Genomic DNA, 11,328 nt, shown 5'->3' with positions numbered 1-11,328 from the left:
TGTTCCATCCCGGATGATCACATAGATCCTCGCCGATCTGCCCTTTTCATGGCAAGATCGGTTTTGGGTGACATTCGGGAGAACGCTCAATGCTGATCCAACTTCATAGCCAGGCGACGACGACACCCAAGAGACGGGCGGAAATTCAAGCGAGTGACGAACCCGCCTGGGTTTTGGCGGAGCGTTTTGGGATCACTGAGCAGACAGTGTGGAAATGGCGCAAGCGCGACAGCGTACAGGATCGAAGCCACACAGCGCATCGACTGCAAACAACGCTGACCCCGGCACAGGAAGCTGTTGCGGTTTCTTTGCGCAGGACGCTGCTTGTGTCGCTGGATGATCTGCTAGCTGTGGTGCGGGAGTTCCTGAACCCGGATGTCTCGCGCTCAGGGCTGGATCGTTGCCTGCGTCGGCACGGCGTTGGTAATCTGCGCGATCTGAAGGCAAAGGACGCCCGGCCCAAGCACAGCGGCTTCAAGGCATACGAGCCGGGATACATCCACATTGACGTGAAGTACCTTCCTCAGATGGAGGACCAGACCTCCCGCCGTTATCTGTTCGTTGCGATTGATCGGGCCACCCGCTGGGTCTTTATCCGGATCTACAACAACAAGACGGCGGCCAATGCCCGCCGCTTCCTGCGTGATCTTGAACGCACCTGTCCGATCCGCATTCGCACCATTCTCACAGACAATGGCAAGGAGTTCACCGACCGGCTCTTTGGCTTGCGCAAGCGGGTAGCTACGGGGAAGCATGAGTTCGATCGGCTCTGCACAGAACTGGACATCGAACACCGCCTCACCCCACCAAGATCACCTCAAACCAACGGCATGGTCGAGCGGTTCAACGGCAGGATTGAGGACGTGCTTCAAAGCCACCACTTCCGATCTGGTGAGGAGCTGGATGCTACGCTGCATCGCTACGTTTGGCTTTACAACCAGCAGCTTCCGCAGTCAGCATTAGGCAGCAAAACGCCCTTGCAAGCCATGAAGGACTGGCACAAACTCAAGCCGGAATTGTTTGAGAAACAGCCATACTATCGTCCGGGATGTGACAACTACAAACCTAAAATAGCGGAACAATTCCACGACAGATCAAAAACTCACACATCATTAACCACTTGATTGTTAACTGTGTGCGTTGTCAGGAAAAAATATCTAACAAAAGATGAAGCATTTAATGAAAACTGGATGCTTAATCGTAGATCGAGGACCCGCTATAATGAGCATGTTTCCAAGCAAACTATTTGAACTGACAACTCGCGTGTCCACCATTCTCCACGATCTAGAAGGTGCTGGATTGAGGGTAGAGATTGGCGATAACTTTGCCAAATACCGCAGCTATCGGATGCAGCAGCCTGATCGCGGTTCGATCTACGCGATGTTCGATGTGGCGAGTTCTTATATCGACGGCACCAACGGCTTCTGGATTTGCGCATTCAATCCAAGCGGTGAACTGGTCCATACACAGGCCGTGCGTCTTCTTGACCTATCGGGTATTTCGCTTGCGACACACCTGCATGACCATCGCCACAAATACATCACACCCAATTCAACGCCCGATCCGGACCTTACCTTTTACGCCGGGCCGGAAGCGCTCGACACAATCACGGGCAATGTCTGTTATCACGGTGATTTCTGGCTTCGCAGCAGCGGTCTTGGCGGTCCGCGCAGCCTAGGCGCGACGTCACTTTTGTCACGCATCCTGCTCGAAATAATGATCGGAGCGTGGAACCCGTCCTTTGTCTTTGCGTTGGTGCCCAAACAATTGGCCGCGAAGGGCGCTCATCTTCGCTATGGCTATTGTCACTGTGAACCCGGCCGTTGGCTGGGTCCGGACCAACAAGTGACCGACGAAGACCATTTGATTTGGATGGGTGCAAGGGACATGGCCAATCTGACTATGCAAACGCCGCAACGCATTCGAAGCACGGCCAGCGTTTCTCCAGTCCAGCCCACCGTTCAATCCGTCGACGGCAAGGCCCATCTGACGGCGAGCGTTAATGTCTGACTGGGCTCCTGAGAATTGAGACCTTATTCATCGGCAAATGAAGAAGCTGAACCAGTGGTCATGTCGCCTCGCACAGCGATCATCGGACCAATCGCGGCGCATATCGCATTCGTGATGGAGCTCACGCTCGTTCCGCTTCTGCTACACGCGATTCAATTGCAGTTCAGCCTGTCGATCGGCGACCTAGCCTGGATATTTAATTCGTATGGCATCGCAGTTGCCGCCGGAGTTCTACTCGGGGGCTGGTGCGGCGACGCCTTTAATACGAGGAAAATCTTTGGCTATGGAATCATCTTATTCGCTGCTGGGTCGCTCTTGGTGGCCGCTGCGCAAAGTTTCGAGACGCTCATCATCGGTCGCGCGTTGCAGGGCCTTGGTGGCGGCATCTTTTCACCGCTTGTTCCTCTCCTCCTGACACGCGCCTCGCCGCAGAAACCGGGACGCGTACTAATAGTCTGGGGGAGTATTGCAGGCTACATTGCAGCCGTCGCGCCGCTTTTCTATGGCAGCTTCCTCAGTGAACATGGTTGGAACCTCGCGTTCGTTCTTATTGCGGCCATAGCAGTCTTCGCCTTGGTGAATCTGAACAGAAGACACCTCTATGATGATCTTTCAGCACACCCCCGGTTTAAGAAGGACTATTCGGAACTGGTTCGATCCAAGAATCTCTGGATGACATTCGTGTATGTTTTCTGCACCTATGGATCCATCACCTACTATCTTTTCCAACTCCCCGTTTGGCTGTCGAACAATGAAGTCAAGGTGGCTAGCCTTGGTCTTTTGTTGACAATCATGTGGCTGACCTTCTCCGGTTTGAGTGCCTTATTGCGCAACATGGTTGACAGACCCCATATCCGGACGATCATGCTTGCCGCTCCGCTGCTAATCGCCCTTGGTTTACCGCTCACGTTTTATGACGAGAGCCTCCTTCTCCTCATTCTATCATCGATTCTTGTTGGTTCGGGCCTTGCGTGCAGCAATGCACCATCTACGCAAATGATTCTAAAGTTCGCGCCCAAAGGTATGAGCGGGCTCTCGACGAGTTTGGACATCACCTTTGCACGTCTCGGCGGCATCGCGACTGTTGCAATCCTCGCAGAAAAGGGGTTTGCCTATGCCTCCTCCACAATATATCTTTTGTGTCTCTTTGCAGCCTTCTGCGCGTTGAGGGTAGGTAAGGGCCGGTGCCGTCTGGCAGACCCAACTTCTTGATCAATGAGTTTTGTTGAAAGTTTTCAGTTCGGGTTCTGTCGCACAGTTTGAAAAAATGTGCTTGCTTGCTAACTTGCTGCATGTGTCAGCCGTTAGACAAACCACACTAAGGACATTGAGCGAGCTCTGCGCGGTTGCGAAATCAGGTATGACAAGTGCAGCGGCGAAAATGAAAGCCACGGATCATTCGGCCAGCCCAGCGACGTGTCTCCTGAAGACCTAGCCCCGAGCGGGGACGCCTCAGGTAGCACAGCAAGTTGTTTACACATTCCCAATAGTTTGAGTGCCATAAGGGAATGGAACTATGTAGAAGATGCTCGTGATACCTGCCCAGATATTCAGTCAAATAAACGACAAGTGCACCGAAGGCCTCGCACTCGCTTTAGCTTCGAATGAGGACGGAGCGGTCATGGAATTTCAGTGGTGTAACAAAGCTTTCACGAAGATTACTGGGTACGCTGCTTCCGAGGTTATTGGTCAACGCGGAACCATTCTCATCGGGCCTGATTTGGCGCAAGATATTCACTTGCATATCATTGAAAAACTGATGAACTGGGAGAATTTTTCAACCAAGGCTCTGAACAACCGCAAGAACGGAGCAACCTATCGGCAACGAATGAGTTGGATACACTTGTCCGATACCGAGACGGGCAATCATTGGTGGCTCTGCTCGATCATCGAACAGGAGAACGAACGGGCAAAGTCTGACAAGCCGACAATGGAGGATTCCACGACATCCAATCAAGAAAGCTATGCGAGAGTTGTCGACAGAGTACAGCGTCTCGAGAAAGAGAATACACATCTGCACCAACTTGCAAAATCAGTGGCCAAAGACGCGAACGAAGACGCCTTAACAGGGCTTTCAAACCGGCGGCACTTCGAGGTCGACGTCAAGACCTGGATTGAAAACCTGAAAAAGCACGGGACTGAATTTGCCGTCCTCTACATTGACCTGGATCGTTTCAAGTTCGTGAACGACTCTCTTGGTCATGAGGCGGGAGACCGGTTGTTGGTTTCGGTCGCCAACATGCTGCGGGAATTGACCTGTAAATCCGATCTAGTCGCTCGTCTAGGCGGAGACGAATTCGTCATTTTAAAGCCGCTGGGCAAGAGCGCCCTCAATATCAGCAGCCTAGCCGACGAGATTGTTCGCAGAACGCAGGAATCATTCGCATGCGATGGCAAGTCGACGTCCTGTAGCGCAAGTGTCGGGGTCGCAATTGCCAAAGCGGGGATGGAAGATCCAGAGCAGATCGTCGCCAATTCCGATGAAGCGCTTTATCACGCAAAATCGCAAGGAAAGGGACGGTGGTCTTTCTTCACCGAAGAGATGCATGCCAATTCTATTTCAGTCAAGCAGTTGGCGTCGGACCTCTTGCTTGCATGCGAAAGACGTGAGTTCCTCCCATACTTTCAGCCCCTGATCGATGCGAAATCCGGTAAAATTGTTTGCGCCGAGATGCTGGTGAGGTGGGCTCATCCAACCAGGGGCATTCTTCCACCGGTTGCGTTTCTCGATACCGCCGCAAACATGGGCATCTTGAATAGGGTCGATAAAATCATCTTTGCCTGTCTGCAAGGAGCGATGTCACGTCTCGACGATGCAGGTGCGAAGCTGCCTCGCGTCGCAGTGAATGTCTCGGCTGCCCGGTTGGCAGACCCAACCTTCATCCATGATATCAGAAGCTCGGGCATCGATCCGCGGCGACTGACAGTCGAAATTCTTGAGTCGGTCTATCTGGAGCAAATGGGCGATGTGTTTCGCTGGACCATTGACGAACTTGATGAGTTGGGCGTGACGATTGCGCTAGATGATTTCGGAACAGGTCACGCGTCGATACGAGGGTTGCTAGAGATCAGACCTGATATTCTGAAGATCGATCGCCACTTTATCCAACCTGTTTTCAAGGATGCAACTGCGAAGCCGCTGGTTGCGTCCATCATCGAAATTGGAAAGGGTCTTGGCATGCGCGTGGTCGCCGAAGGCGTAGAATCCGAAGAGCACGCACGGCTTGTTAGCGAAATGGGCTGCGATTATCTGCAAGGTTATTATTTCGGAAAGCCGATGAGCGAGGAAAATCTGCGGAAAAGGCTCATTGAAACAGGGGGTAATTTCTGGTCGGGTTGCTCGACAGATAATGATCGCATCAACTTACGCGGTATTAGTCGTGCGTGCTGATGGTTTAGTAGGCTTCGTCAGGTATTTATTTCGCAAGTTGACCAAGAACCGCCGAAGGTACACCGGATGATTGAACGACAAGCCCTGCCACTGAAAGTTGACATGCCGTTGAAATCCGGTCCCGGTTCTCAGAAAACCTACCAACAGACAGCTTCTTCCGGATTGCATTTCCGTCCTGTTCACCCTTCGGGCTGCGCCCGGAGATCAAACGGGTCTGGGATGAAAGTTATCAGGCCTATGGGGTCCCCAAGGCGTGGTACCAATTGAAGCGTGAAGGCTTTGAACTGACGCACTGCACGGTCGAGCGCTTGTTGAAACAGATCGGCATCCGTGACGCTGTGCGTGGAAAGGCGATCAAGACGATGACCCCGGACACCTCGGCATCCTGTCCGCGCGACAAGGTGAACCGTAGGTTCCGGTCACCAGCACCGAACCTGCCTTGGGTCAGCGACTCTACCTATGTCTCGACATGGCAGGGCCTTGTGTATGTCTCCTTCGTCATCGACACATTTGCCGACCGCATCGTGGGCTGGCGGGTCTCGCGGTCCGCCAAGATAGACTTTGTTCTCGATGCTCTTCAACGGGCCCTGCATAATCGACGCCTGTGCAGAAGGGAGGCTTGATCCAAAACTCGGAACGCGGCGGGCAATATTTGTGCATTCGCTACACTGAGCGTCTGGCCGAAGATGGCATCGCCGAGAGGGGTGACCGGCGGTCATGAAGAAGCGGATCGTGCGCCCGATACTGTCAGAAACCGCGTGCAATTTCGTATTCATGCTTCTCTTAGGTTCGACCGATCAGTCGACCACGCCCGCCCTTTTAACCGCAGGCTCGAAGCCGTGCGATGCTCCTTGTGATAGTTTGTATCCGCTACCCGCCAGGGCATCACGCAGTAATGTCCCGAGAGAGGGTCATGATCGTCTTATGATCTGTGTGTTCCGCAGCCAATCCTACCAAGATGCGAACAAACACCCCCACGTCGCTCCATCTGTCTCAAAATTTTCTAATCCACGTCAGGCTTTAGGCGGTAGGGGTGCGGCGGATGAACATCGGAATCTGTCCTTTGAAACGGCGGCGGAGCGGCAGAAGGCCGCTCCGCCTCATCGGTTACTTCAGTGCGCCGACTTCGCGGTAATACCGCTCGGCACCGGGATGCAGGACCATGTCGGCCCGGGACTCGACGGCAAATTCAACGCTCAGCGCCTTGGCCCAGGGTGCGTCCGACGAAATCGAACCGATGTTATCCCAAAACGCCTTGGTCACCTGATAGACCGCTTCTTCATCAAGACCGGCCCGAACACCGATGCCGACGGGGGTGTCGTTGGACACGATCGGACCATCGTTCAGTTGGTTCTTGTACATGTTGGTTGCAAGCTCGGTAATGTAGCGGAAGTTTCCGAGGTATTTATCCACCGCCTCGCCGGTGTGATCCTCGGGGCCGATAAAGCGGATCGATTCCGTTTCGGTAAATTGGAGGAACTGCTGGCAGGGGTCGATGCAGCCGTTCACATACATGTCGATCTTGCCATCCTGAAAGGCCTGGAAACCGGTGGCCCAGTTGGCGGTGATCGCCTCGTAGTCCTCCCCTGCAACAAGCCCGGTCGTCGCTTCGATCCAGCCCTTGGCCGCGTTGAAGGCTCCGCCGCCTGCGGGGCCGAGAAAGACAGTGGCACCCTCGATATCGTCAAGATATTCGATGTCGCTGCTGCCGCGCACAGCATAGTGATAATCGCCATAGGGGAACCACATTAACAGGCGCAGATTCTCGGCCAAAGCGGGAGCTTCGGCCTCATTGGCATACATCGCCGTACCGTTTTTCTGGAACGTGTAGATCGTGGGCGAGGTCATCCACATGTCGAGGTTGCCGCGCGCGGCCTCGAGCTGGTGCACGGTGGCAGCGCCGCCGCCAGCCACTTCAATCTCAACCGCGTCCTGATTGGAGTTCACCACGTTGGCGAACGTCGCCATTGTGATCGCCTGTCCAAGGCTCGGCTCAATGGTCGACATCTTAAGCGTCTCGGCGCCTGCCGTCCCGACGGTGAGTGTTGCGGCAGACAGGGCTGCCAAGGTCAGGTGTTGCATCATGTTTCCTCCCGGTTGAATGCGTTTCTTGTTCAGTTTGGTGTCGCGCTTGCGCGTTTCGAGATGCGCGGGCTGACAAAGATCAGGGCAAGCCCAAGTGCAGCGGCAGGGGCCGCGACGGTGAGTTGCGGCAACAGAGCCATTCCACCGAGCACCAGGCGCAGGACCCGTTCGATCGCGAACAAGCGGCTGCGGTCAAAACCTGCCAGCGCCGATGCGATCAGCCACATAGCCAGAGTGAAAGCTCCGATGATCCAGAAGAAATCGAACCATGTGACGGTCGATATGTCGATCATCGCGCGAGAGCTGACCCGTTCCTCGCCGAACCATTCAAAGAGCACCTGCAATTTATAGAGCATTGCCGGGTGATAGACAAAAACGAAAGGGATCAGGAAACCTGCCAGCGCGATCTTGGCGGCCTCAAACCCGGTCTTGATCGGATCGGCCCCGGCGATGGGCGCGGCGGCAAAGGCAGCGAGTGCTACCGGTGGCGTCACCGTCGACATCATCGCAAAGACCACGACGAAAAGGTGCAGGGTCAAGGGGGCAATGCCTACCGTATCGATGCCCGAAGAAAGCGCGATCACGATGATAAAATAGGTGGCCCCCGGCGGCAGACCCATGCCCAGTACGATGGACCCGAGCGCCACCACGATCAGCACCAGCGGCAACGGCCCGTCGGCCAGTTCAGCCAAAAGCTGCGACAGCCGACCAGAAAATCCAGAGGTCTGGATCAGGCCCACGATCAACCCGATGGCGGTGACGATGATCACGATGGAAGCAGCCATCCGGCCTGCATCGACAAAGGCGTGCCACAACCGGCTGACCGAGCGGAAATCACGAAACAGGACACTGGCCGAGACCAGCGCCGCGATCAGCCCGTAAAACCCGGCCTTGGGTACCGAGGGTTGGGCAAAGAGAAAATAGCTGAGCGTGCCGAGTGGAACCACGAAAACCAGACATTGCACCCATTCCTTGCCAGTTAGCTTCGGCCGCTCTGAGGTAGGGATCGCACCAATGCCCCGTTTGCGGGCCTCGAAATAGACAGCGAGGAAGGTGCCGACGTAATAGAAGATCGCCGGCAGGATCGCCGCCACCACAATATAGCGGTATTCCAACCCAATCTGTCCCGCGACGAAGAAGGCGACCACGCCCATCACCGGCGGCATGATCTGTCCGCCCGTCGAGGCGGCGGCCTCGACAGCGCCCGCGAAAGCCGGTTTGAATCCGGCCTTACGGATTACCGGGATGGTCATAACGCCGGTCGAAACCACGTTGGAAATCGCCGCCCCCGAAAGCGTGCCAAAGAGCGCCGAAGAGGCAACCGAGGCATGCGCCGCGCCGCCGGTCATTCCGCCGGTCAGCCGGTTGGCAATCTTCATCAACAGGTCGCCCGCACCACTCGCCATAAGCACCGCGCCAAAGACGATGAAGATCAGCACGTTTCCGGTCACCACCTGGATCGGCTGGCCGAACATGCCTCCAGTCTGGGCCCAGAATTGCAGGATCATCTGACGCAGATTTTGCCCAAAGGTGGCCTCGGACCCGGCAAGGATACCGGTCCATTCGGGCAGCCAGCCCTTGATGAAAAAGTAGATCACCCAGAACAGGCAGAATCCGACGATGAACCCGCCGAACAGCCGCCATGTCAGGTATAGCGTGATCGCGGTGGCAAGAGGGAACATCACGTAATCGATGCCGCGCACCGTGGGCAGAACGCCCGCGTCTGACGAAAAGATCGCGATAATCCAGCTGGTGAAGGCCACGACCGACAGCGCTGTTAACGCCCAGTTGACCGCCCTGAGGCTGGGCTTGCGGTGCAGGGTCAGGAGCGTAATGGCAAAGCTCAGCACGACAGGCAGGCCGATGATCAACCCAGTGGGCAGTAGGAACCCCTGCTCAAAAGAGCGATAGGTCGCTCCCAGCCAGTGTTCACGGAGAAAGACTCTCTGGTCGCGGCGGCTCATCTCGTCGAAGGCTGGTGTTGTGGTCTCGATGACCCAGCGGACGAATTCGCTGATCGGCCCGGAGGCGGAATAGAGCACGATCACGCCCACAAAGATCGCGGCGATCACGTCCGCGATTTGTTTTTCAAGCAGAACGCGATGCTGCGCGGGCGGTGCTTCAACCTCGGATGTCATTGGTTCTCCTCCTGGGTTTCCGGGCCGTCCAGATGGAACTGACGCGCAGGTCCACGATATTTTTGTGTAAGATCGTCCGGCACTTCGCTGCCATCAACAAGGAAAGGCAGGATGCCACGCCGCATCGAGCCGCCGCGCATTGCCATGATCTCGGCATCCGACCGGGTCACCCGTTGGGCCATCCGGCGCCCCCAATGTCCGAGGTGTTCGTACATCCGGTCGATCTGTGGCGCATGGGTTTCTTCTGCACCAAGATCGGCAAACTCATCCGGGTCGCTCGCGAGATCAAACAGCATCGGCCGAAAGCCACCTTCGAAATGGATGAGCTTCCAACGTCCGTCGAACACCATGAACATGCGTGCATCCCGGGGCGTGACAGCTAGCACCTCGGCCCGCGGAGTTACGGAATAGTCGTATTCGCTGATCACGTAATCGCGCCATTCCGATGGCGTCTCACCACAGATCCAGGGCATAAGTGAGCGGCCTTCGATGATATGGTCGGACACCGCGCCTCCTGCGGCATCCACGAAGGTCGCCGCCAGGTCAATGGCTTCCACAAGGGCATCGCAGGTACTGCCGCGCGTGGTATTGGCGCTTTCGCGTGGATCGCAGACGATCAACGGAATCTTGACAGACGCCTCGTGGAAGAAATCCTTCTCACCCAGCCAGTGATCGCCTAGGTAATCGCCGTGGTCGGAGGTCAGCACGATCATCGTGTCGTCCATTTTGCCGGTCGCCTCCAGATGATCGAGCAGGCGGCCCAGCTGGTCATCGCATTGCTTGATCAGGCCCATGTAGGCCGGTATAACCTTTTCCCGAACCTCGTCTCGTTGAAACGCCTGCGCCACACGCGTGTCCTGATACGCGGCCAGAACCGGGTGAGGATCGTCACGTTCAGATGGGTCCCTGACCGGCCCCTGGATCTGGTTGTGCCCGTACATATCATGATAGGGCGCAGGTACGATATAGGGCCAATGCGGCTTGATGAACGAGACATGCGCGCACCAAGGGCCCTCGGCGTCGTCGATGAAACGAATTGTTTCGGAGGTCAGCCAGGGGGTCTCGCTGTGCTCTTCGCGGATGTTTGCGGGCTTGTCGGCGTTCTTGAACATCCAGCCCGAGGCGATCTCGCCATCCTTGACCCCGGCATTGGCGTAATCGGCCCAGGGGTTGTCGCCGTCATAGCCTTTGGACTTTAAGAATTCATTGTAGGGTGAGCGCTTCTGGTCGTAATAGCCATCCGGCCCGACACCCCAAAGCCCATCATCCCGCGCCCAGCTGTCAAAGCCGCAATCCGCCTGCCGCGCGCCGATCACGCTGTCGGGGGACAGTCCAAGCCGCGCCATGCCCTTTGCATCGGCCTTCATGTGGGTTTTACCCAAGAGCCAGCAATCCATGCCGGCCTCGCGCAGGTGATCACCCAACGTCACCTCTCCCACCCGCAGCGGGAACCCGTTCCATTGCGCACCGTGCGAAGAGACATAGCGCCCGGTGTAAAAGCTCATCCGCGACGCGCCGCAGATCGGCGATTGCACATAAGCATTGGTAAAACGCACGCCCCTGGCGGCGACACGGTCGAAATTCGGCGTGTCGAGCGCTGCATGACCAGCGCAACTGAGATAATCAAAACGCAATTGATCATACATGATGAACAGAATATTCATCGCGGCCTCCCAACCATCCGCGCCGCCAAGCGGCACCCTC

At 56.0% G+C, this 11,328-nt stretch carries 6 protein-coding genes and 3 pseudogenes; 5 read left to right on the top strand and 4 right to left on the bottom strand.

Features of this window, described 5'->3' with window-relative positions; genetic code table 11:
* Positions 1 to 89: 89 nt before the first annotated feature.
* The 5 genes and pseudogenes from ABJO75_RS00540 to ABJO75_RS00520 all read left to right on the top strand — a co-directional run.
* A pseudogene (locus ABJO75_RS00540) lies at positions 90 to 1,055 on the top strand (IS481 family transposase); the annotation flags it as partial.
* Between the two features lie 166 nt (positions 1,056 to 1,221).
* Positions 1,222 to 2,010: a hypothetical protein gene (locus ABJO75_RS00535; protein WP_348124854.1), complete on the top strand. Its 789-nt coding sequence runs from the start codon at positions 1,222 to 1,224 to the stop codon at positions 2,008 to 2,010.
* Positions 2,011 to 2,070: 60 nt separating this feature from the next.
* Complete coding sequence (locus ABJO75_RS00530; RefSeq protein ID WP_348414112.1) at positions 2,071 to 3,222, top strand: MFS transporter; 1,152 nt, start codon at positions 2,071 to 2,073, stop codon at positions 3,220 to 3,222.
* A 313-nt stretch (positions 3,223 to 3,535) separates the two neighbouring features.
* Entirely contained in the window at positions 3,536 to 5,401 is a 1,866-nt protein-coding gene (locus ABJO75_RS00525; RefSeq protein WP_348124850.1) for an EAL domain-containing protein, read from the top strand.
* 191 nt (positions 5,402 to 5,592) lie between these two features.
* Positions 5,593 to 6,095, top strand: a pseudogene (locus ABJO75_RS00520) (DDE-type integrase/transposase/recombinase); the annotation flags it as partial.
* A 13-nt stretch (positions 6,096 to 6,108) separates the two neighbouring features.
* Here the strand turns inward: ABJO75_RS00520 and ABJO75_RS00515 are convergent.
* From ABJO75_RS00515 to ABJO75_RS00500, 4 genes and pseudogenes are all read right to left on the bottom strand, one after another.
* Positions 6,109 to 6,391: pseudogene (locus ABJO75_RS00515) on the bottom strand (hypothetical protein); the annotation flags it as partial.
* 117 nt (positions 6,392 to 6,508) lie between these two features.
* Positions 6,509 to 7,483, bottom strand: coding sequence for a TAXI family TRAP transporter solute-binding subunit (locus ABJO75_RS00510; RefSeq protein ID WP_348124848.1), 975 nt, complete (start codon positions 7,481 to 7,483; stop codon positions 6,509 to 6,511).
* Between the two features lie 32 nt (positions 7,484 to 7,515).
* A complete protein-coding gene (locus ABJO75_RS00505; RefSeq protein WP_348124846.1) occupies positions 7,516 to 9,624 on the bottom strand; it encodes a TRAP transporter fused permease subunit in 2,109 nt (702 codons plus the stop codon).
* Entirely contained in the window at positions 9,621 to 11,288 is a 1,668-nt protein-coding gene (locus ABJO75_RS00500; protein ID WP_348124844.1) for a sulfatase-like hydrolase/transferase, read from the bottom strand. The genes ABJO75_RS00505 and ABJO75_RS00500 overlap by 4 nt, the downstream gene beginning before the upstream one ends.
* Positions 11,289 to 11,328: the final 40 nt, after the last annotated feature.

This window comes from Sedimentitalea sp., assembly GCF_039973035.1.
Classification (GTDB): Bacteria; Pseudomonadota; Alphaproteobacteria; order Rhodobacterales; family Rhodobacteraceae; genus Sedimentitalea.
Note: the sequence above shows the minus strand (reverse complement) of the source record. Positions and strands in the feature narration are given on the sequence as shown.